The sequence below is a fragment of the Mesorhizobium sp. PUT5 genome (genome assembly GCF_052216645.1).
GTDB lineage: Bacteria > Pseudomonadota > Alphaproteobacteria > Rhizobiales > Rhizobiaceae > Mesorhizobium.
In genome coordinates this window covers 2062756-2083628 of sequence record NZ_JBQOSO010000003.1, presented here as the reverse complement: position 1 = coordinate 2083628, position 20873 = coordinate 2062756, and the positions used below count along the sequence as shown (strand labels likewise).

Genomic DNA, 20873 nt, shown 5'->3' with positions numbered 1-20873 from the left:
GGGTGGCAGTGTAAGAACATTAAGGGAACATTCGGTGGGGAGTCAAGGCGTACAAAGCCCTCGACCCCAACCGCACCATCCACTGCTCAACGCCTGACGGGGCGGAGCGGCGGCGAAGAAACTACGAGAAATTCTCGCAGTTTAGGCGGGAGGGGGAACAAGGATTTTGCTTCCGAAGTGGCCGCCGTGGTCGGCAACGGTCGCAATCCTGAATCGGTGAAGCGCGATGTTCAGTTAAAAATCGCCCGCGCCCGCGAACTAGGCGCTGACATTCACCGCATTGCCGGCACGTCACTCGACAAAGGCGTTGAAATGGACGCGCTCATCAAGCTGCCAGCAACACAGCGTGCCGCTATCATTGACCGCACGGTGGTCGGCGACGGCGATCACCCGCAAACGTCTCCCTTCGCGTGTGCGCGCGAGTCGACAGGGCCTCGAAGGACAAATACCGCGAACTCTCGGTATGTCTCCCTTCGCGCGTGTGGACTGCTGGTACAAATCACTGGGTCTGTTTTCGACCCGGTGGTCTCCCTTCGCGCGCGGTCGGGGGGCGGTAGTTGATCTTGTTGGCTTTTTTGGGCGATCTGGCACTGAACAGTTCCGCCCGATCATCGCGCGTGGCTACTCCGTGAACGCAATTTTGCGCTGGCCGGCTGCCGTTAGTAACGGCAAATCGGCCGAAAAATCTCAATGGTTTCAGCCCTGCCGATCACGGAGGCGAACGCCCGGGCCGCTACTCGGCAGCTTGCACAGGCACAGGCAGGAAGCCTTTCGCCTCTAGATCTTCGGTGATGATCTTCTCCACATAGTTCGAGACCGTCCGCTTGTCGGCCCGTGCTGCCTCCTCCAGTGCGTCCTTTGTTGCCGGCGCAATACGCAGCGCCAGACTTGCTGTCTTTGCCATTGGTTCCTCTGCGTGGTGATATGGATGTATTACGATGTAGGACATTTTGTGGTTGACTGCCATACCCCATTATGTAATGCATTGTAATGCATCGCATTACGAAAAGGAATTAGGCATGTCCACTGAAGTTACTTCCACGTCAACGACCGGCAAGCACGGCAAGCGCGCCATCTTCAACGAGGCGGATGAGGAACAGCTGGCTGCCTGGAAGCGCGGGGAAATTGAGTTGTGGCGTATGGATATAATGGTGGATGGAGAGTGGGTGACACGATCCATGTACACTAGGCGCGATGTCGACCGGGAGATTTTCGAATGAGCCTTTCCGATATCCAAGCCAAGCGCCGCGAGAATCGGCGCATCATGAAGACCGCCGAGGGCGAACTACTGGACCTATGCCGCCAACTGGAAGACGTCCTGGCGGTCATGGCGTACCGGGCGAGGCGGGCTTAGAATCAACGCAGCCACCTTCCGGTCGAAACCCGTTGCCGCAGCGCTGCGTTGAGGCCCGTCGTTCGAAAGAGCGGCGGGCTTTCCGTTATGTCAAACGGCGAAAAATCCCAAAAAACATAATAAAATCAATGGCCATGGCGGAGGGAGTGGGATTCGAACCCACGGAGACATCGCTGCCTCGCCGGTTTTCAAGACCGGTGCCTTAAACCGCTCGGCCATCCCTCCAACTGGTTGACTTCGTTACGGTTATTGGCCTTTTCGTAACGCCCGCGAAGGCCGTTTGCAACCAATTGGTCTTCCGAGCGCTGCTTTTAGCCATTTGCAACGCCGCGTCAACTTGCCAGGCCGCACTTCCCGCAAGCACCCGCCGCGTTCGTTCATGCGACGGCAGCGCAGCCGAGGGCGTTTTTTCCGCTTATGCCGGGTTCACGTGGCGGCGCCGCGATCCTCGCTGGCAACGGAACCTCCGCCCGGGCGCGGCGTTGAGTGTCACACGGGGCTGGAGGTACTTCCATGCACGAAGGCTGGTTTGCCGAACCGGTGGCCATTACCGTCGGGATCGTCGGCGATATCCATCACATTTCAAGCGCCCGCCAGGCCGCGGCGCTGCTCACCCAGCATTGGCCCGACGCCGGCACGCCGAAATATCGGGCCGCGCGCCAGGCCTGCCTGGCGGCGGTTCATGGCGAAAGGCCCCCCGACGTCGCAAGGGCCGCCTTCATCGAGGCGGCGCGCGAAGCGCGCATCCTGGTGGACTGACCCTCCGGTTCAGTGCCGGCAGCGACGCGCCGCTCAGCGCGTCGGGCGCCCCCGGGATTCGACATCGGCGGAAAGGCGCAGTTCCCGCAGCGGCCGCACCTTGCGCGTGGTCTCGTCGTAGAGCGGATGCGCCTTGTAGGCGGCCAGCGCCGCCTGATCCTCGAACTCGGCATAGACCACCAGGTTGACCTCGTCCGACAACGGATCGACCTTGGTGTTGGCCACCACCTCGAAGAAGTTCGAATGTGGGATGTCGCCGAGCGCCATCAGCCCCTTGCGCACGGCCTCCACCTCGTCCTTGTGCCGGACGCTGAAGAAAACGATATGCCGGATCAAGCGGCCTCCTTCGCGCGCGGCCTCCCGGAGACACCGGCAACGCCGCGCAGGTTCAACGAATGTTCGACAAGGCGGGTTTGTCGACCAGCGGCCCTTCCGCGTCAACCCATGCGCGCGCTGCCTGCGGCGCCAGGCCCCGCGACGAATGCGCTCAGCCGGCCACGTAGGTCACCGCCTGCTTCAGCCCCTTGACGCCGGCGTCCATGTAGCGGCCCTGATTGTAGAGCCCGTCCCAGATCAGGAAGAAAGCGAAGGCGACGATGACGATGACGTAGCGCATGGCCAAGCGCTAGCGCATTTCGGACGGCACCGCCATAGCCGCTCCCGTTCCGGCCCTGCCCTTCCCCGTCTTTTTGCGATCGTCATTCAAGGGATTGCGACCCGAAACACGGCCCCCATGTCGCCGAAGGAACGCCCAGGGCGCCCGCCCGGGCGTAGGGTCTCCACAAATTGCAAGGAGGTGTCCGTGACCGCCAGTCCCGACGAACAGGCCCGCTCCGGCGCGGCATCGCACACGGCCGCCGGCGGGGACGGCATCCGGCAATGGCGCAAGGCCGAGCGCGAGCGCCTGATCGCCGCAAGGCTCGCCCTGCCGGCAGATACAAGGGCGGCGCTGTCGGCAAAACTGGCCGAAAGGCTGGATGACGAGATCGGCGACGTGCGCGGCCGCATGGTCAGCCTCTACTGGCCGTTCCGCGGCGAGCCGGATCTGCGGCCGTGGCTGGCCTCGATCAACAGGCGCGGCGGCCGCACCGCCCTGCCACTGGTGGTGGAAAAGGGCAAGCCGCTGGTCTTCCGCGCCTACGCGCCCGGGGACCGACTTGAAAAGGGCGTGTGGAACATTCCGATACCGGCCGAGGGCGAGGCGGTGCTGCCGGATATCGTCATCTCGCCCGTGGTCGGCGTCGATCCGCGCAACTACCGGCTGGGCTATGGCGGCGGCTTCTACGACCGGACGCTGGCGGCGATGGCCTCCAAGCCGCTGGTCATCGGCATCGGCTACGAACTGCAGCGCATCGCCACCATCCATCCGCAGCCCCACGACATTCCCATGGACCGCGTCGTGACGGTTTCCGAAGCCTGACGGGCAACTTGCGTTTCGAAAGGACCCTCAGGCCATTTCCGGCCTCAGGCCCATGGCGGTGCGATCGATGATCTCGCGCAGCGCGAAGGACGAATTGATCTTGGTGACATGCGGCATGGCCGAAAGCCATTCCTTGTGGATGCGCTCGTAGTCGGCAAGGTCCTTGGCGGCGATGCGCAGGATATAGTCGTATTCGCCCGACATCAGATGGCACGACAGCACGTTCGGGCAGCGCTTGATGGCGGTCTCGAAGTCCGACAGCGTCTTTTCGAACTGGCCCGACAGCGAAATGTGCACGATCGCCGTCATCTGGTGGCCGAGCGCGGCATTGGAGATGCGGGCATGATAGCCGCGGATGGCGCCGGACTTCTCGAGATTGTCGAGCCGGCGCGAGCAGGCCGACTGCGACAGGCCCACCTTTTCGGCAAGCGCGGCATTGGGTATCCGGCCGTCCTTCTGCAACGTGTCCAGAATGGCGATATCGATCCTGTCTAGCGGCATTTTTCGCGCTTCCTGCGAATATATGGATATTTTACGCAAGAATTAACGGTATCGCCCGCCGATCGCAAGCCTGTTCGCAAACATTCGCGAACCGTTCCGTGCTTGAATGTCTGCCCCGCAAATCCGCACTCTGAAACCGGGAGGAGGATGAGAATGCGCGTCGGCTGCCCCAGGGAAATCAAGAACCACGAATACCGCGTCGGCCTCACTCCGGGCTCGGTGCGTGAATATGTCGCCCACGGCCACGAAGTCCTGGTCGAGACCGGTGCCGGCGCCGGCATCGGCGCCGACGACAACGCCTATCGCGCGGCGGGGGCGGCGATCGCCCGCACCGCGGCCGACGTATTTGCAAAGTCGGACATGATCGTCAAGGTCAAGGAGCCGCAACCGCAGGAATGGGTGCAGTTGCGCGAGGGCCAGATCCTCTACACCTATCTGCATCTTGCGCCGGACCCCGAGCAGGCCAGGGGCCTTCTCGCCTCCGGGGTCACCGCTGTCGCCTATGAGACGGTGACGGACGAGCGCGGCGGTCTGCCGCTGCTGGCGCCGATGTCCGAAGTGGCGGGGCGGCTTTCCATCCAGGCCGGCGCCACCGCCCTGCAGAAGCCCAATGGCGGGCGCGGTGTTCTGCTGGGCGGCGTGCCGGGCGTGCCGCCGGGCAAGGTCACGGTGCTGGGCGGCGGCGTGGTCGGCCTGCATGCGGCGCGCATGGCGGCCGGCCTCGGCGCCGATGTCACCGTCATCGACCGCTCGATCCCGCGCCTGCGGCAGCTCGACGACATTTTCAGCGGGCGCGTGAACACGCGCTATTCCACGGTCGAGGCGCTGGAGGAGGAATGCTTTTCCGCCGACATCGTCGTCGGCGCCGTGCTGATCCCCGGCGCGGCGGCGCCGAAGCTCGTCACCCGCGAGATGCTGTCGGGCATGAAGAAGGGCGCGGTGCTGGTGGACGTCGCCATCGACCAGGGCGGATGCTTCGAGACCTCGCATCCCACGACCCATGCCGACCCGACCTTCGAGGTGGACGGCGTCATCCACTATTGCGTGGCCAACATGCCGGGCGCCGTGCCGGTCACCTCCGCGCATGCGCTGAACAACGCCACGCTGCATTACGGGCTGCAGCTTGCCGACAAGGGCCTGAAGGCGCTGGCCGACGATCCGCACCTGCGCAACGGGCTGAACGTTCACAAGGGCCGCATAACCAACCGCGCGGTGGCCGAAGCGCTCGGCTACGATCTGGCGGAGCCGAAGGCCGCTCTCGCGGCCGCCTGAGCCTCCCGCCGGGCGCGGCAGACGGCGGACAACAAAAAAGCGGGGTGTTTGCCCCGCTTCCTCGTTGGCCGGAGATCGCCGCCGGTACATCCGCGGTCGGCCGATCCTTCGACACCTGTCATCTACCGCGACAATGTAACGGCAGCGCGACAGTTCATGGCCATAGTGGCCCCGCTTTGGTTAATGAAAGGTTAACGCCGCCCGATCTCCGGTTCAGCGCACGAAATCGTCGAACCGGCGCAGCGTGACGCGGCGGTTGCGCCAGTTCTCCTGCTGTGTCGGCACGAGCAGGAATTCCTCGCCGTAGCCGATGGTCTCCAGCGCGCGCGACGGCACGCCGAACTCGCGCACCAGCACCCGCTTCAGCGATTCGGCCCGGCGCTCCGACAGCACCTGGTTGGAGGCGGCCGAGCCCACCGCGTCCGTATGGCCCTCGATCAGGATCTGGGCGCGACGGTTGCGGCGCAGCACGGCGTTGAGCGCGTCGGCGATGTTCTTCACCTTGCCGTACTGGGAAGGCGCCACTTCGGCCGAGCCGAAGGCGAAGTTGATCGACTGGATGTCGATGGACGGCGCGGCGCGGCGCAGGTCCGGCCGCCGCTTGAATTCGCGCACCGTCACCCGCTGGTCGGGCCGCAGCCGCATGCGCGGCGCAGCGTCAAGCTGCCGCTCGATCTGCGCGGCGGACGGCGTGGTGGCCTGCGCAAAGGCTGCGCCCGGCATGATGAGCGCGGCGGCGAGCGCGGTGATGGCGGTGCGGCGGTTCAGCATTCCATGTCTCCTTGTTCCGTCTGTCCGGATCGCGGGCGACAATGGCAAGGCGAAGGTGAAGGAGCGATGAACGGCGCGTTCAGGGGCGCATGACGCTTGCCATGCGCTCGGCAAAGGGCATCGGCCGCACCACTTCGCTCTTCTGCGCCACCGGCTGGAAGCCGAGCTTCTGGTAGAGCGGCAGGGCTGCTGGGTGGTCCAGGGTGCAGGTCTGCACCGAGATTCGCCTGGGCTGGTGCGACCAGCATGCCTCGATGGCCGCGCCCAGGAACCAGCGGCCGAGCCCCTGCCCCATCGCATGCTCCATCATGCCGAAATAGGCCAGCTCCGCCGTTTCCGGCAGGTGCGGGCGCACGTCGAAGAAGCCGGCCGGCGCGCCGTCGAGATAGAGCACGCGAATGTCGCGGTCCTCGCGGTGGAGGGTGGCGGCAAGTTCCTCGTCGGACAGCCGCAACACGTTCACCCAGTGCCATTTGCGCCCGACCCGGTCGGTCAGGTAGCGATAGAAATGCAGCGGGATGTTCTTCGTGCGCAGCAGCGCGATCTGGCGCCCGTAAGGCAGCGGCGGGTATCTCGCCGGCGGCGCTTCCATCTCCAGGAACGTCACCGTGACGTCGATCCTCTCCGGCACGCCCTCGCTCATTGATCTCATTCCCTGCCGGTCACCACCGGCGTGTCGGCCCGCGCGCCCCATTCCGCCCAGGAGCCGTCGTAGAGCCTGTTGTCGGTGTGGCCGAGCGTTTCCAGCGCCAGCGTCACCGCCGCCGCCGTCACGCCCGAACCGCAGGACGTGACGACCGGCCTGGACAGGTCGATGCCGGCCTCCTCGAATATCTTGCGCAGCCGTGCTTTCGGCAAGAGCACGCCGTTTTCGGACAAGGCCGAGGCCGGCACGCTGCGGGCGCCCGGCATATGGCCCGAACGCATGCCGGCGCGCGGCTCCGGCTCCGCGCCGGTGAAGCGGCCGCCGGGGCGCGCGTCGGCGATCTGGCTTTCGCGTGTGTCCACGATGCGCTGCATCTCGGCGAAGCCGACGACGCGGGCTGCGTCGAAGTCGGCATGGAACACGCAGGGAGCGATCTTCGTCGGCTCGGCCGTCACCGCCCGCCCCTCGGCTTTCCAGCGGTCGAGGCCGCCGTCGAGCACAAAGGTCTGGAACACGCCCATGACACGGAACATCCACCAGGCGCGCGGCGCCGAGAAGAAGCCCGGCCCGTCATAGACGACGATGGTGTCGTCGGCCGAGATGCCCATCGAGCCCACGAACTGCGCGAAATCGCCCGGCGAGGCCAAAGTGTGCGGCAGCGGCGAATCCTGGTCCGATATCGCGTCCTGATCCAGGAAGACGGCGCCGGGAATATGCCCGGCCTTGTACTCGGCCCGCCCGTCGCGCTTCTGCGCCGGCAGATACCAGGACGCGTCCACGACCGTAAGGCCGGGCTGGCCGAGGCGCTGCTGCAGCCAATCGGCATCGACGGTGAATGGGCTGTCCTCGGCCATGTCTCTCTCCCTGGAATTTCGACCTTCAGGCGGCCGGCATCGGCCCGAACCGGATGCGGAAGCGCCGGTTCTCCCGCCCCTTCTTCTCGATCTTGCCGATATGGATCTCGCCCACCTCGCCGGTGCGCGCCACATGGGTGCCGCCGCAGGGCTGGCTGTCGACCGTCGCATCCTCGCCGATGCAGACCAGCCGGATGCGGCCGGTGCCGCTGGGCGGGCGCACGTTCTTCGACTTCACCAGGCCCGGATTGGCGGCGAATTCCTCGTCGGTGATCCAGCGGATGAACAGCGGATGGTCGGCGTGCACCAGTTCCATCAGCCTCGCCGACACGTCCTCCTTGGTGTAGCCGACGTCGGGAATGTCGAAATCGACGCGCGAATCATCGACCGCCACCGCCGCGCCGGTGATGGGGAACGGGCACACGACGCTGAGCAGATGGCAGGCGGTGTGCATGCGCATGAGCAAATGCCGCCGCTCCCAGTCGATGCCGAGCCTCAGCTTCTCGCCGGGCTCGGGCAGGGGCTGGTCCGGTGCCGGCACGTGGACGATCTCGTCCTTGGTCTCGCCGGTAACGGTGGCGGCGACGGCGATGCGCCTGCCGTCTTCCCGCTCCAGATGGCCGGTGTCGCCCGGCTGGCCGCCGGAGGTGGCATAGAAGATGGTGCGGTCGAGGATGATGCCGCCGCGCTCGTTGACGGCCACGACCTCCGCTTCCGCCGTGCGCAGGTAGGAATCGTCGCGGAACAGCGTCTGCGTGCGGTACGCCATCATGCCACCTGCTCGAACGGCACGGGAATGTCGCTGGGCTTCTCCATCCACTCCGGCACCGGCAGCTTCTTTTCGCGCAGGAAGGCCGGGTTGAACAGCTTCGACTGGTAGCGCGTGCCGTAGTCGGCGAGGATGGTCACGATGGTGTGCCCGGGGCCGAGTTCGCGCGCCAGGCGGATGGCGCCGGCGATGTTGATGCCGGTGGAGCCGCCCACGCAAAGCCCCTCCTCCTGGATCAGGTCGAAGATGATCGGCAGCGCATCCTCGTCCGGGATCTGGAAGGAAAAGTCCGGCGCGAAACCTTCCAGGTTGGCGGTGATGCGCCCCTGCCCGATGCCTTCGGTGATGGAGTTGCCCTCCGCCTTGAGTTCGCCGCTGGTGTAGAAGCTGTGGAGCGCGGCGCCCAGCGGATCGGCCAGCGCCACCTTCACGTTCCTGCTGCGGGCGCGCAGGCCCGCCGCCACGCCGGCCAGCGTGCCGCCGGAACCGACCGCGGAGACGAAGCCGTCGATGCGCCCGCCCGTCTGGTTCCAGATCTCCTCGGCGGTGGTGCGGGCGTGGCCGTCGCGGTTGGCGACATTGTCGAACTGGTTGGCCCAGATGGCGCCGTTGGGCTCGGTCCTGGCCATCTGTTCGGCCAGCCGGCCGGAAAGCTTCACGTAGTTGTTGGGGTTCCTGTAGGGCACCGCCGGCACCTCGATCAGTTCGGCCCCGAGAATGCGGATCGTGTCCTTCTTCTCCTGGCTCTGCGTCTCGGGAATGACGATGACCGTGCGGTAGCCGAGCGCCTTGGCGACCAGCGTGAGGCCGATGCCGGTGTTGCCGGCCGTGCCCTCCACGATCACCCCGCCGGGCTTCAGCAGGCCCCGTCGCTCGGCGTCGCTGATGATGAACAGACCGGCGCGGTCCTTCACCGACTGGCCGGGATTCATGAACTCGGCCTTGCCGAGAATCTCGCAGCCGGTTTCCTCCGAGGCGCGTTTCAATCTGATCAGCGGCGTGTTGCCGATGGCTTCGATGACAGAACCATACATGGGGAGGAATCCTTCAATGCTTGCGAAAAGACCCTAGAAACGCGCAACGCCCCTTTCAAGGCAGGAATTTGCCTGGACCAGTCGCATTCCGGATCAATGTGGCGCGGCGGCGAAGCATGCGAACTGTCCAGCGCCGCCCAAAAGGCCCCTTTCCTTTCGTTTTTCGTCTCGCTAAGCCTTGCCGGCAACGTTTCGGAGCATCATGACTCTTTATCGCGCCAATCCGAAAGATGGTGTGGCCTGGATCACCGGAGGCAGTTCCGGTATCGGCCGGGAACTGGCCAGGGAACTGGCGGCACAGGGTTTCATCGTGGCCGTGACGGCGCGCGAGGAAGACCCGATCGACATGCTGGTGGCCGAAACCGCCGAATGCCGCGGCCATGTCGTGGCCTATCCCTGCGACGTCACCGACGAGCAGGGCATGGCGGCGACGGTGGCAACGATAGAGCGCGAGGTCGGGCCGATCGTGCTGGCGGTGTTCAATGCGGGCGCCTATGTGCCGATCGCCGGCGAGAACATGTCGGCGCGCAAGTTCCGCCGCAGCTTCGACGTCAATGTCATGGGCGTGGTCAACGGCCTCGTGCCCGTGGTCAGGCACATGCGCGAGCGGGCGTGCGGCCATGTCGTGCTTGTCGGCTCCGTCAGCGCCTATTTCGGCTGGCCGACGACGGCCGCATACGGCGCCACCAAGGCGGCGCTCAACCTGATGGCCGAATCGCTGAAGTTCGACTTCGACAAGATCGGCATCCGCATCCAGGTCATCAATCCCGGCTTCATCGATACGCCGCTGACGCGCAATGCGGGGTTCCGCATGCCGGCGCTGCTGCCGGCGCCGGTCGCCGCCCGGCGCATGCTGCGCGGCATCCAGCGCGGCGGCTTCGAGGTGACCTTTCCGCGCCGGCTGACCTGGGGCCTCAAGCTGCTGTCGATATTGCCGCGTCCGCTCTGCCTGCGGGCCATCGCGGTACTGACCGGCTGGAACCGGCGCCCGTTGAGCTTCGGGCGCCGCCTCCCTCGCAAGAACTGAGCGTCAGGCCGCGCGCGCCTGCTTGCTGCGGCCGCCGGGGCGACGCCGGGCGCGGAAGGGCTTCGCGCCCTCCGGCTTGCGCTCGCCCTTGGGCTTGCCGGTGAAGGGCCGCTTTCCGGACGGCTTGCCGTCGAAGCGCGGCTTGTCGGCGCCGTCCCGGCGCGGACCCCTGCCCGTGCGCTCGCCCGCCGGCTGGTCGTTGGCCGGCTGCCGCGGCTCGCGCTGCGGGTCGGGGCTGCCCAGATGGTCGGCGATGATCGGCAGCTTCATGCGGATGATGCGCTCCACCTGCCGCAGCTTGCTGTTCTCCGACGGGTTGACCAGCGTGATCGCCACGCCGTCGGCGCCGTTGCGGCCGGTGCGGCCGATGCGGTGGACATAGCTTTCCGCCTCGTCCGGCAGGTCGAAATTCACGACATGGCTGATGCCGGGCACGTCGATGCCGCGCGCGGCGATGTCGGTGGCCACCAGGATGCGCACCGAGCCGTCGCGGAAGCCGTTCAGCGCCTTCTGACGCGCATTCTGCGACTTGTTGCCGTGGATGACGGCCGCCTCGAAGCCGTCGCGCTCGAGGTCCTTGGTGACGCGGTCGGCACCGTGCTTGGTGCGCGCGAACACGATGACGGAGCGCATGGCCTCGTCGGCCAGCATGTTGGACAGCACCTGCCGCTTCTGCTTGGTGCGGGCGAAGACGACGCCCTGCACGATCTCGGCGGCGGTGGTGCCCTGCGGCGCCACCTCGACGCGCACCGGATCGCGCAGCAGGCCCTTGGCGAGATCGGCGATCTCGTTCGGCATGGTGGCCGAAAACAGCGCCGTCTGCCGGGCCGGGTGCGTGGCCTTGGCGATGCGGCGCACATCGTTGATGAAGCCCATGTCGAGCATGCGGTCGGCCTCGTCCAGCACCAGCCAGGTCGTCTCCGACAGGATGACGTCCTTCTCGCGCACCAGGTCGGTCAGGCGGCCGGGCGTGGCGATGAGGAAATCGACACCGGGGCCGATCTTCTTGACCTGGCTGAAGCGGGAGACGCCGCCCAGCACCAGGGCCGTGGACACATGGGCACCCTTGGCCAGCACCCTGATGGTCTCCTCGATCTGCACGGCCAGTTCGCGCGTCGGCGCCAGGATCAGCGCGCGAGCAGTCTTCGGCCGGCGTTTTGTCCCAAGCGCGATGATCTTGGACAGGATCGGCAGCGCAAAAGCGGCCGTCTTGCCCGAGCCGGTCTGGGCGATGCCGAGCACGTCGCGCCCTTCGAGCTGGGCGGGGATAGCCTGCTCCTGGATGGGCTTGGGCTCGGTGAAGCCGGCCGCCAGGGTGGCCTTCAGCAACTGGCCGGAAATTCCGAGTTTCGCGAAACCGTTCTGGTCCGCAGTGTTTTCGTCGGTCAAAATATGTCTTCTTTCATGCGGCGCAGGCCGCAGGCACAGGACGGCAGGGCGCAACCCGCCATCGCAGAATTGTTCGGAAAAACGACAAGGCGGCGGGTTCGAAAAACCCGCGCGGCTGCGCTGTCGTGCCCGCCGGCCTCACACCGGGGGACTTTTCGCCGCTTTGCCGGCGAGCCGGGAAAGGGGAAACAGACGCAACCAGTCTCGAACGGGGAGAAAGCCGGAATTCATGGGCCGGCCCAAGCGCCTATGCAGCGGCATATGGAGGAGTCCGGCCCGGAATGCAAGCCGATTATGCTGCGACGCAGCAAAGACGCATCGAAAGCCGCGCTTGCGCTGGATCATCGGCATGGCTACCAAAACAGAGCTTTTGAGCGAGGGACCATCCGATGAAGGACGTGCTGAAGGAACTCGAACGCCGGCGCGAGATCGCCCGCATGGGGGGCGGCAAGGCCCGGATCGAGGCACAGCACAAGAAGGGCAAACTCACCGCCCGCGAGCGGATCGAGGTGTTTCTCGACGAAGGATCGTTCGAGGAGTTCGACATGTATGTCGAGCACCGCTCGACCGATTTCGGCATGGAGAAGACCAGGATCGCCGGCGACGGCGTGGTAACCGGCTGGGGCACGGTGAACGGCCGGCCGATCTACCTCTTCGCCAAGGATTTCACCGTGTTCGGCGGCTCGCTGTCGGAGGCGCATGCCGAGAAGGTGGTGAAGGTACAGGAGATGGCGCTGCGCAATCGCGCACCGATCATCGGCCTCTACGACGCCGGCGGCGCCCGCATCCAGGAGGGCGTGGCGGCCCTCGGCGGCTATGCCGAGATCTTCCAGCGCAACGTGCTGGCCTCCGGCGTCATCCCGCAGATCTCGGTCATCATGGGCCCTTGCGCCGGCGGCGACGTCTATTCCCCTGCCATGACCGACTTCATCTTCATGGTGCGCGACACCTCCTACATGTTCGTGACCGGGCCGGACGTGGTCAAGACCGTGACCAACGAGACGGTGACGGCCGAAGGCCTCGGCGGCGCTTCGGTCCACACCACGAAGTCCTCCATCGCCGATGGCGCCTATGACGACGATGTCGAGACGCTGCTGCAGATGCGCCGGCTGGTCGACTTCCTGCCCGCCTCCAACACCGCCGAGATTCCGGAGATCGAATGCTACCAGTCGGTGACCGACGACGATCCCTCGCTCGACCGCCTCGTGCCCGACAACGCCAACAAGCCCTACGATATCAAGGAGCTGATCCTGAAGACCGCCGATGAAGGCGATTTCTTCGAGATCCAGCCGTCATTCGCCAAAAACATCGTCACCGGCTTCGGCCGCATCGACGGCCGCACGGTGGGCTTCGTCGCCAACCAGCCGATGGTGCTGGCGGGCGTGCTGGATTCGGACGCCAGCCGCAAGGCGGCCCGCTTCGTGCGCTTCTGCGATTGCTTCAATATCCCGATCGTCACCTTCGTGGACGTGCCCGGCTTCCTTCCGGGCACCGCCCAGGAATATGGCGGCCTCATCAAGCACGGCGCCAAGCTTCTGTTCGCCTATGCCGAGGCCACCGTGCCGAAGGTCACCGTGATCACCCGCAAGGCATTCGGCGGCGCCTATGACGTGATGGCGTCGAAACATCTGCGCGGCGACATGAACTATGCCTGGCCGACCGCGCAGATCGCCGTCATGGGCGCCAAGGGGGCGGTGGAGATCATCTATCGCAAGGACATCGGAGATCCGGAGAAGATCGCTGCGCACACCAAGGCCTATGAGGACCGCTTCTTGTCGCCTTTCGTGGCCGCCGAGCGTGGCTATATCGATGAGGTGATCATGCCGCATTCGACGCGCAGGCGCGTTGCACGGGCCCTGCGCAGGCTGCGCAACAAGGACCTGCAGAACCCCTGGAAGAAGCACGACAACATTCCGCTTTAGAGCCTTTTACATGGGGCCATGAAAGGCTTGTCTTATGACTTTTGCTGCCGAACGGGCGAAGAAGGGACCGCCGGGAGGGGTAGCAGCCCCTCGTCGGCGGCGAGGGTCGGATCGTTGAAATGCTGACCGTTGACGGGTCGAGCTAGAGTGTGATCGCCCTCGTCTTTCTCTTGAGGCCTGAACGGATACCCGCAGTTCGGCTGCGGACGACAAGCACAGGACAAGCGAAAGATGATGAACGATACCATCGGCGTCAACATCTCGAAAGACCATCTCGACGCCCACCGCATGAGCGATGGCAAAAGCCGCCGCTTTGGCAACGACAAGGCCGGCCATAGAGCATTCCTGGCGTGGCTGGCACAGCCTGACACCCGCATCGTCTACGAACCGACCGGTCCTTATCACCGAGCCTTCGAGCGGAGGCTGGCGGATGGCGGCTTCGCCCTTGTCAAGGTCAATCCGCGTCAGGCAAGGCGCTTCGCCGAGGCCACCGGCCGGCTTGCCAAGACCGACCGGCTCGACGCCGCCATGCTGGCGCGCATGGGGATGTTGCTCGACCTCGAGGCCCGACCGACGCGCGGCCCGCTCCTTAATGATCTCAAGGATCTCTCCATGGCCCGCGAGGCGCTGGTGAAAAACCGCACGGCGGCGAAGAACAGAGCAAAGAACCTGACCTTACCCATCCTCAAGCGTCACAATGGCGAGCAACTCAGGCAGATCGAGCGCCAGCTCGCCGCGATCGAAGTCGAGATCATGAAGCTCATCAAGGCCGATCCTGACCTAGCCAACCGCTTCGACATCCTTGTATCGATCCCCGGCGTCTCGGCCATCACCGCCTTCGCGCTGATCATCGACATGCCCGAACTCGGCACCCTCGAAAACACCCAGGCTGCATCGCTCGCTGGCCTCGCCCCGGTCGCACGCCAGTCTGGAAAATGGACAGGCCGCGCCTTCATCAGAGGCGGTCGGGCCAACGTTCGCCAGGCCCTCTACATGCCGGCCCTCGTCGCCACGCGCTTCAATCCAGACCTCAAGGCAAACTACGATGGGCTCAAGGCCGCCGGCAAAGCCTCCAAGGTCGCCATCACCGCCATCATGCGAAAGCTGATCGTCCTCGCAAACGCACTGCTCAGGGACCACCGCAAATGGGCCCCATAACTTCCTTGACCAAAACGGATACTCTAGCGCAGGCACCGCACCGGCATGCGGCGCACAACGCCGCGGTACGGTCTCCGGGGATCGTTTCCGGCCGGCGCCCTATCGCGCGACGGTGACGATCTCGTTGTAGGCGTCGAGGTCCACGTAGAAGATGCGGGTGATCTCCGAAATCATCTCGTCTTCGTCGTAACCGCGCGACTTCAGGATATTGACGGCTGTCAGGATATCGACGCGCTCCGTGAGCCGCCGCTTCTGATAGTCGTCGAGGAAGTGCTCCGTCATTTGCCCATGCCCCTTGCTCCCACGGGTCGGATGACTCAAAGGAAGACGCTGGGAATATTGGGAACGGTCGCTTGCGCGGAACTTGCCGGCGCCGCCGCCTTCCCTCACATCTGCCCCCAGACACACACGGAAAAAGCGGCCGACTCACCAAGCCATGGACAGAATACAACAGCTTCGGCCACGGGCGGAAAGAATGTTGGAGCAACGACGCAGACTATCCAGGCCGGATATTCACGATAATCTGTCCGGTAACGGCCGTGCCGGCCACCGGACGCCGCGATCCACCCGAACCGGATGCGACATGAGACGTTTTCTGCCCTGTCTTGCCGTTCTCTGCCTGGCCATGGCCGCCGGCCGCCCGGCCGACGCAGCCTACGTCCCTGGCCACCTGCCGGACGGCAGCTACCGCTGCGAGGTCTATATGCTGGGCATGTTCCTGACCCTCGGCGACATCGGCATCAAGGGCAGCGTCTATCAAGGCCCATCCTTCGAAGGGCCCTTGTTCTCCGGAAGGCCGCAGCAGGGCTACAACTACCAGATCAATCCCAACGGCGAGATCACCTGGCTCGGTCCGCTCGGCGGCTTCACCTCGGGCGGCAACAGCGTGGTGCTCACGCAGGTCACGGACGATGGCGAAACGACGGCGTCCTTCGACATCGTCATGCGCCATCGCGACGGCGCCTTCACCGCCGCCACCTGCACGATCCGGCCGCACTCCTGAAAGGCATCCCCGCCCGGCCTACGCCTCGAGCACTTCCTTCACCACGGTGGCGAGTTGCTTGAGCGAGAACGGCTTGGGCAGGAAGCCGAACTGGGCGTCCGCCGGCAGGTTCTTTGCGAACGCATCCTCGGCATAGCCGGACACGAACACGAACTTGATGTTCGGCTGGCGCTTGCGCAGTTCGCCGAGCAATGTCGGCCCGTCCATCTCGGGCATGACCACGTCCGAGACGACGATATCGATCTTGCCGTCCAGCGAATCGAATACCTCCAGCGCCTCGACCCCGGAAGACGCCTCGTGGACCGTATAGCCGCGCGAAGTCAGCGCGCGCATGCCGCCCATGCGCACCGCATCCTCGTCTTCCACCAGGAGCACGGTGGCCGAGCCCGACAGGTCCCTGGCGGCGGGGTCGGCCTTGGCGGCCGCGACCGCTTTCGCCTCCGCGCCGCCGGCCTTCGGCTCGGCCGCCTGGACGGCCTCGGCCACGTGCCGCGGCAGGAAGATGCGGAAGACGGTGCCCTTGCCCTGTTCCGAATCGCAGAAGATGAAGCCCCCGGTCTGCTTGATGATGCCGTAGACCATGGAAAGGCCGAGACCCGTGCCCTTGCCCACCTCCTTGGTGGTGAAGAACGGCTCGAAGATCTTCTTCAGCACGTCCGGCGCGATGCCGGAGCCGCTGTCCTCCACCTCGACCAGCACATAGTCGGCCGGCACCAACTCGCGGCGATAGGAAAATGCCGCGCATTCGTCCGCCGTCACGTTCCTGGTGCGCACCGTCAGTTCGCCGCCGTCGGGCATGGCGTCGCGCGCATTGACGGCCAGGTTGACCACGACCTGCTCGAACTGGCCGATGTCGACCTTGACCGGCCACAGGTCGCGGCCGTGATCGACCTTGAGCTTGATGTTGTTGCCGACGAGACGGGCAAGCAGCATGCGCAGGTCGGCCAGCACGTCGGTGAGGTTGAGCACTTCCGGCCGCAGGGTCTGCTTGCGCGAGAACGCCAGGAGCTGCCGGACCAGCGAAGCGGCCCTGTTGGCGTTCTGCTTGATGTTCATGATGTCCGGGAAGGACGGGTCGGACGGCCTGTGATTGGCCAGCAAAAGGTCCGACGCCATGATGATGGCGGTAAGAACGTTGTTGAAATCATGCGCGATGCCGCCGGCAAGCTGGCCCACCGCCTGCATCTTCTGGCTCTGCGCCATCTGGCCTTCCAGCGCCTTCTGCTCGGTGGTGTCCACCGCATAGACGATGGCCGCCTCCTCGGCGCCGTCGCCCGCCGTGCCGTCGGCCACGGCGTTGACGTAGAAGCGCACATGCCGCTCCTCGTCGTTCGGCAGCACCGTATCGATCGGAGCGATGTCGGCCTGCTGCTGGCGCGCCTTTTCCAGCGCGGCGGCAAAGGCGGCCCGGTCGCGCTCGTGGATGACGGTATCGAAGCGCACCCGCCGGTCGAGCGCGTCGCGGTCCACCACGCGGGAGAACAGCGACAGGAACGGCGCGTTGGTGCGCAATATGCGCCCCTGATGATCGACGCCGGCGATCGCCATGGGGGTGGAGTTGAAGAAACGCGTGAAGCGGACCTCCGATGCCCGCAGATCGGCGGAAGCGTCCTCTCCCTGGGTACGGTTGAGCACGATGGTGCGGGTCGGGCCGCTCACGCCTTCGCGGCTCGCCGAGACGCGGTGCATGAAGCGCACCGGAAGCGCCTCGCCCGTCATGGTGGTGAGGTCGAGGTCGATGACGGCGTTGCGCGTCGTGCCCGGATCGGCCCGCACCGAGCGGATCAGCGCCATGCCGTCGCCGGCAACGATCTCCGGCAGGGCCACCGCGCCCGGCGTGAAGGAGGCGAGGTCGATGCCCAGCCATTCGGCGAGCGTGGCGTTGATGTAGGTGACCCGGCCCTCCTGGTCGGCCGAGAAGAAGCCTGCCGGCGCGTGGTCGAGATGGTCGATCGCCTCCTGCAGGTCCAGGAAGAAGCGTTCCTGCTCGGCGCGCTCGCGGGAAATGTCGGCGAGTTGCCAGGCCGACAGCGGCTGGCGCTGCCCGGGCACGTTGAAGATGCGCGCCCTCACGCGATACCAGCGCGCGCCGGGCTCGGCGCCCGGCCGAATCGGCTGGGAAAGACGGAACTCGCCGTCGCCCGCCTGGCCGTCCCTGAGGCCGGAAGCGAGGCGATAGATGGTGGAGGAAGCCTCCGGCACATCGGAAAGCAGGCCCTCGACGGTCTTGATGTCGGCCGGGGAGCCGGCCCCCGTCATATCGGCATAGGCGCGGTTGGCATAGATGACCCGGCCCTTGTTGTCCGAGACCAGAAGGCCCTGCGACATCGAATCGATGAAGGCCTTGGACAGTTCGTCGCCCGTGGACCGCGGCGCCACCTGAACGAAGCCGATGGCAGTGGCGAACAGGAAGCCGACGCCGATCATTGCCAGCACGCCGAGCAGCCCGAGCAGGAAGGGGTCGCCGAATCTTTCGCGAAAGACCGCAAAGACGATGGCCGCACCCGCCAGAACGACCATGAAGGCGATCAGCCGCGTGACCGCCCCGGGCCGAGTGCCCTGATCCACGATCGGCACGGGATAGAAATCGCCGCCCGTTTCCTTGGCCATCTGCCTCTTATCCACGAATTCCTGTGCCCCGCCCCGCCCGTTCCGGTTGGATCATATTCTACCTGCACAAAAAAGGCCTCCGCTGCAACGTCGGCGAAAAATGCAGAGGGAACGGTCGCGAGGCTCCGGGGCCGCAGGGACATGGCGTCACATTATCCACATTGCCGAATGGCAACTTGCGGGCGCCCGCCGCGCCGGTCTAGTGTCGCGCTCGGGCGGATTTTGAGGGCAAGGCGATGCAGGAGTGGCTGGATGGCATGGCGGGTCCTGGATATGCGGCGGCCATCCTGTGGACGCTGGCGGCCCTCGTCCTGCTGCTCGTGGTCCTGCTCATCGTCAAGCTGGTCCGCAGCCTGACCTTCGGAACCTTCGTGGCCGGCGGCAGGAATCGCAAGACGCGGCTGGCGGTCATGGACGCCACCGCCGTGGACAGCCACCGCCGCCTCGTGCTGGTGCGCCGCGACGACATCGAGCACCTGCTTCTGATCGGCGGGCCCACCGACGTGGTGGTCGAGCGCGACATCCGCCTCGTCCCCGCCCGGCGGCAGCCGCCGCCTGCCGAGCACGGAAATCCGCATCCCGCCGCGCCGCCGCGGCCCCGTGCGCCGCAGCCTGCTCCTGCCCCCGTTCATCGGCAGGTTCCGGCAGGTCAGCAATATGCCGCTGCACCGCCTCCACCGCCGCCGGCACCGCAACGTGGGCCGGCAGCCGCTGTGGCGCCGCCGCCCGCGCCGCGGCCCGAACCGGTGCCGCATCCGAAGGACGCGGCAAACCCGGAGCCGCCGGCCCGGCCCGTTTCCGCCCCGGCTTCTCCGGCGGAGATCGACGATACGCTGCTGCGCGAACTGGAAGTGTCGCTGGAGGAAACGCCGGATACGGCCCCGGTCTCTGCGCCGAAGGCCCCGCCTTCGCTCGATGACGAGATGGCGCGTCTGCTGGGCGAGCTTTCCCACCACAGGAAATGACGAGACGCACCGGCGGGACCCCAAGCCGGCTGCACTAATCGAAGCGGCAGCAGGGCATCGGACCGAAAAGTCCGCTAGGCTTTCGGGATATTCCGCCGCTCAATCAAAGCATCCAAAGCGTCCTTCGCGCGTGCGAAGGAACGCACGGCGCTTCGGCTTGCCAGGCGCAAGAAACGGCGCCCGGCCGATCACCCGGCACCGATCATCACCGCAAGCTTCACCGCCCTTCGGGGGGCGGTGCGCCTGCCTCAATCGTCGCGGTAAACCTTCTCGCGGCGCTCGTGGCGTTCCTGCGCCTCGATCGACAAGGTGGCGATCGGCCGCGCATCCAGACGCTTGAGCGAGATCGGCTCGCCGGTCTCCTCGCAATAGCCGTATGTGCCCTCGTCAAGACGCTGCAGCGCGGAATCGATCTTGGAGATCAGCTTGCGCTGCCGATCCCGGGCACGCAGTTCGATCGCGCGGTCGGTTTCCGACGAGGCGCGGTCGGCGAGATCGGGATGGTTTGCGTTTTCCTGCTGCAGGATTTCGAGGGTTTCACGCGCTTCGCGCAATATGTCGTTCTTCCAAGTAACGAGCTTCTGCCGGAAGTAGGATTTCTGCCGCTCGTTCATGAACGGCTCGCTTTCGGAGGGCACGTAATCGGTAGCAATAAGATCGCTCATTCGACTCACCCGACAACCCCAAAGTTTGGCGCCTATATATTCGCCGCAACAAGGCTATACAAGCGCAAACCTCCGCACGTTGGCGTATTGTCGCAAACGTTGTTCCCGCATGGGTTGCGAGCGGTCGCGTTGTCCAAACCCGCCCGCCGTTGCGCGCCGGAGCGCAGACGGCTAGAGCTTGGGTCGCGGGGCTGCATCCCGCCGGAGGATGCGGATGGCGAGGCTTTTCCTTCTCAGGCACGCGAAGGCCGGGTGGGCCCAGCCCGGAATGCGCGATTTCGACCGCGCGCTGGAGCCCTCCGGCGCCGCCGACGCCGAAGCGATGGGCGAGGCCATGCGAACCCATGGCTACGTGCCCGACCTGACGCTGTGCTCGACGGCCGCAAGGGCGCGCCAGACGCTGGAAGGCGTCGCCGGCCGCGCCGACACCGGCCGGGTGGTCTTTCTCGAAGAACTCTACAGCGAGGATGCGGCAGGCTATCTTGCCATCATACGCGCTCACGGCAGCGCCGGTTCCCTGCTGGTCATCGGCCACAACCCGATGATGGAAGACCTTGCGGTGGAAATGTCCGGCCGTGGCGAAGAGGAAGCGAAGATGCAGCTTCGCCACGGGTTTCCCACCAGCGGGCTCGCCGTCATCGGCTTCGAGGGCGGCATCGCGGCAGCCGCGCCCGGCACCGGGCGGCTGGAAGCCTTTCTCAGGCCGGCAAGGCGCTGAAAACCGCTGCCGCCATGCCTATATGGGTTGGCCGAC

The 20873-nt window shown here is 65.6% G+C and carries 24 protein-coding genes and 1 tRNA gene; 11 read left to right on the top strand and 14 right to left on the bottom strand.

What is annotated here, in order from left to right:
• Positions 1-733: 733 nt before the first annotated feature.
• Positions 734-904: a type II toxin -antitoxin system TacA 1-like antitoxin gene (locus ACTDI4_RS11705; protein ID WP_442841305.1), complete on the bottom strand. Its 171-nt coding sequence runs from the start codon at positions 902-904 to the stop codon at positions 734-736.
• Positions 905-1019: 115 nt separating this feature from the next.
• On the opposite strand from ACTDI4_RS11705, the gene ACTDI4_RS11700 reads away from it, so the two are divergent.
• Both ACTDI4_RS11700 and ACTDI4_RS11695 read left to right on the top strand, forming a co-directional pair.
• Complete coding sequence (locus ACTDI4_RS11700; protein ID WP_442841304.1) at positions 1020-1220, top strand: hypothetical protein; 201 nt, start codon at positions 1020-1022, stop codon at positions 1218-1220.
• Positions 1217-1354 carry a hypothetical protein gene (locus ACTDI4_RS11695; RefSeq protein WP_442841303.1) on the top strand — a complete coding sequence of 46 codons (138 nt, stop codon included), beginning with the start codon at positions 1217-1219 and terminating at the stop codon, positions 1352-1354. Before ACTDI4_RS11700 ends, ACTDI4_RS11695 begins: the two co-directional genes overlap by 4 nt.
• A gap of 135 nt (positions 1355-1489) precedes the next feature.
• Here the strand turns inward: ACTDI4_RS11695 and ACTDI4_RS11690 are convergent.
• Positions 1490-1579: transfer RNA gene (locus ACTDI4_RS11690), tRNA-Ser, on the bottom strand.
• Between the two features lie 288 nt (positions 1580-1867).
• Between ACTDI4_RS11690 and ACTDI4_RS11685 the strand changes: the two genes are divergently transcribed.
• A complete protein-coding gene (locus ACTDI4_RS11685; RefSeq protein WP_442841302.1) occupies positions 1868-2113 on the top strand; it encodes a DUF982 domain-containing protein in 246 nt (81 codons plus the stop codon).
• A 33-nt stretch (positions 2114-2146) separates the two neighbouring features.
• Here ACTDI4_RS11685 and ACTDI4_RS11680 read toward each other — a convergent pair whose 3' ends face one another.
• Positions 2147-2449: a Dabb family protein gene (locus tag ACTDI4_RS11680; RefSeq protein WP_442841301.1), complete on the bottom strand. Its 303-nt coding sequence runs from the start codon at positions 2447-2449 to the stop codon at positions 2147-2149.
• Positions 2450-2600: 151 nt separating this feature from the next.
• Positions 2601-2735: a hypothetical protein gene (locus tag ACTDI4_RS11675; protein WP_442841300.1), complete on the bottom strand. Its 135-nt coding sequence runs from the start codon at positions 2733-2735 to the stop codon at positions 2601-2603.
• A 180-nt stretch (positions 2736-2915) separates the two neighbouring features.
• Between ACTDI4_RS11675 and ACTDI4_RS11670 the strand changes: the two genes are divergently transcribed.
• On the top strand, positions 2916-3533 hold the full coding sequence (locus ACTDI4_RS11670) for a 5-formyltetrahydrofolate cyclo-ligase (RefSeq protein ID WP_442841299.1): 618 nt from the start codon (positions 2916-2918) through the stop codon (positions 3531-3533).
• 27 nt (positions 3534-3560) lie between these two features.
• On the opposite strand, the gene ACTDI4_RS11665 is transcribed toward ACTDI4_RS11670, so the two are convergent.
• A complete protein-coding gene (locus ACTDI4_RS11665; protein WP_442841298.1) occupies positions 3561-4034 on the bottom strand; it encodes an Lrp/AsnC family transcriptional regulator in 474 nt (157 codons plus the stop codon).
• A gap of 153 nt (positions 4035-4187) precedes the next feature.
• Here ACTDI4_RS11665 and ald point away from each other — a divergent pair, with 153 nt between their 5' ends.
• Complete coding sequence (gene ald / locus ACTDI4_RS11660; protein ID WP_442841297.1) at positions 4188-5306, top strand: alanine dehydrogenase; 1119 nt, start codon at positions 4188-4190, stop codon at positions 5304-5306.
• 213 nt (positions 5307-5519) lie between these two features.
• Here ald and ACTDI4_RS11655 read toward each other — a convergent pair whose 3' ends face one another.
• From ACTDI4_RS11655 to ACTDI4_RS11635, 5 genes are all read right to left on the bottom strand, one after another.
• Positions 5520-6077: an OmpA family protein gene (locus tag ACTDI4_RS11655; protein ID WP_442841296.1), complete on the bottom strand. Its 558-nt coding sequence runs from the start codon at positions 6075-6077 to the stop codon at positions 5520-5522.
• Between the two features lie 79 nt (positions 6078-6156).
• The gene (locus ACTDI4_RS11650; protein ID WP_442841295.1) at positions 6157-6729 is read right to left on the bottom strand and encodes a GNAT family N-acetyltransferase; all 573 of its coding nucleotides are present in this window, start codon (positions 6727-6729) and stop codon (positions 6157-6159) included.
• A complete protein-coding gene (gene sseA / locus ACTDI4_RS11645; RefSeq protein WP_442841294.1) occupies positions 6726-7577 on the bottom strand; it encodes a 3-mercaptopyruvate sulfurtransferase in 852 nt (283 codons plus the stop codon). Before sseA ends, ACTDI4_RS11650 begins: the two co-directional genes overlap by 4 nt.
• 25 nt (positions 7578-7602) lie before the next feature.
• Positions 7603-8346 carry an alanyl-tRNA editing protein gene (locus tag ACTDI4_RS11640; protein WP_442843336.1) on the bottom strand — a complete coding sequence of 248 codons (744 nt, stop codon included), beginning with the start codon at positions 8344-8346 and terminating at the stop codon, positions 7603-7605.
• Complete coding sequence (locus tag ACTDI4_RS11635) at positions 8346-9380, bottom strand: cysteine synthase A (RefSeq protein ID WP_442841293.1); 1035 nt, start codon at positions 9378-9380, stop codon at positions 8346-8348. Before ACTDI4_RS11635 ends, ACTDI4_RS11640 begins: the two co-directional genes overlap by 1 nt.
• Before the next feature lie 202 nt (positions 9381-9582).
• Here ACTDI4_RS11635 and ACTDI4_RS11630 point away from each other — a divergent pair, with 202 nt between their 5' ends.
• Positions 9583-10407: an SDR family NAD(P)-dependent oxidoreductase gene (locus ACTDI4_RS11630; RefSeq protein WP_442841292.1), complete on the top strand. Its 825-nt coding sequence runs from the start codon at positions 9583-9585 to the stop codon at positions 10405-10407.
• Between the two features lie 3 nt (positions 10408-10410).
• Here the strand turns inward: ACTDI4_RS11630 and ACTDI4_RS11625 are convergent, their stop codons facing one another.
• Positions 10411-11796, bottom strand: coding sequence for a DEAD/DEAH box helicase (locus tag ACTDI4_RS11625; protein ID WP_442841291.1), 1386 nt, complete (start codon positions 11794-11796; stop codon positions 10411-10413).
• A 389-nt stretch (positions 11797-12185) separates the two neighbouring features.
• Here ACTDI4_RS11625 and ACTDI4_RS11620 point away from each other — a divergent pair, with 389 nt between their 5' ends.
• A complete protein-coding gene (locus tag ACTDI4_RS11620; RefSeq protein WP_442841290.1) occupies positions 12186-13718 on the top strand; it encodes an acyl-CoA carboxylase subunit beta in 1533 nt (510 codons plus the stop codon).
• Between the two features lie 231 nt (positions 13719-13949).
• A complete protein-coding gene (locus ACTDI4_RS11615) occupies positions 13950-14876 on the top strand; it encodes an IS110 family transposase (RefSeq protein ID WP_442839992.1) in 927 nt (308 codons plus the stop codon).
• A 99-nt stretch (positions 14877-14975) separates the two neighbouring features.
• Here the strand turns inward: ACTDI4_RS11615 and ACTDI4_RS11610 are convergent, their stop codons facing one another.
• On the bottom strand, positions 14976-15158 hold the full coding sequence (locus ACTDI4_RS11610; protein WP_442841289.1) for a hypothetical protein: 183 nt from the start codon (positions 15156-15158) through the stop codon (positions 14976-14978).
• Positions 15159-15459: 301 nt separating this feature from the next.
• Here ACTDI4_RS11610 and ACTDI4_RS11605 point away from each other — a divergent pair, with 301 nt between their 5' ends.
• The gene (locus ACTDI4_RS11605; RefSeq protein ID WP_442841288.1) at positions 15460-15879 is read left to right on the top strand and encodes a hypothetical protein; all 420 of its coding nucleotides are present in this window, start codon (positions 15460-15462) and stop codon (positions 15877-15879) included.
• Positions 15880-15897: 18 nt separating this feature from the next.
• Here ACTDI4_RS11605 and cckA read toward each other — a convergent pair whose 3' ends face one another.
• Positions 15898-18489: a cell cycle histidine kinase CckA gene (gene cckA / locus ACTDI4_RS11600; protein WP_442841287.1), complete on the bottom strand. Its 2592-nt coding sequence runs from the start codon at positions 18487-18489 to the stop codon at positions 15898-15900.
• 236 nt (positions 18490-18725) lie between these two features.
• On the opposite strand from cckA, the gene ACTDI4_RS11595 reads away from it, so the two are divergent.
• Positions 18726-19454, top strand: a complete 729-nt coding sequence (locus tag ACTDI4_RS11595; RefSeq protein ID WP_442841286.1) for a hypothetical protein — start codon at positions 18726-18728, stop codon at positions 19452-19454.
• Between the two features lie 248 nt (positions 19455-19702).
• On the opposite strand, the gene dksA is transcribed toward ACTDI4_RS11595, so the two are convergent.
• On the bottom strand, positions 19703-20119 hold the full coding sequence (gene dksA, locus ACTDI4_RS11590) for an RNA polymerase-binding protein DksA (protein ID WP_442841285.1): 417 nt from the start codon (positions 20117-20119) through the stop codon (positions 19703-19705).
• 214 nt (positions 20120-20333) lie between these two features.
• On the opposite strand from dksA, the gene ACTDI4_RS11585 reads away from it, so the two are divergent.
• Complete coding sequence (locus ACTDI4_RS11585) at positions 20334-20837, top strand: SixA phosphatase family protein (RefSeq protein ID WP_442841284.1); 504 nt, start codon at positions 20334-20336, stop codon at positions 20835-20837.
• Positions 20838-20873 lie beyond the last annotated feature (36 nt).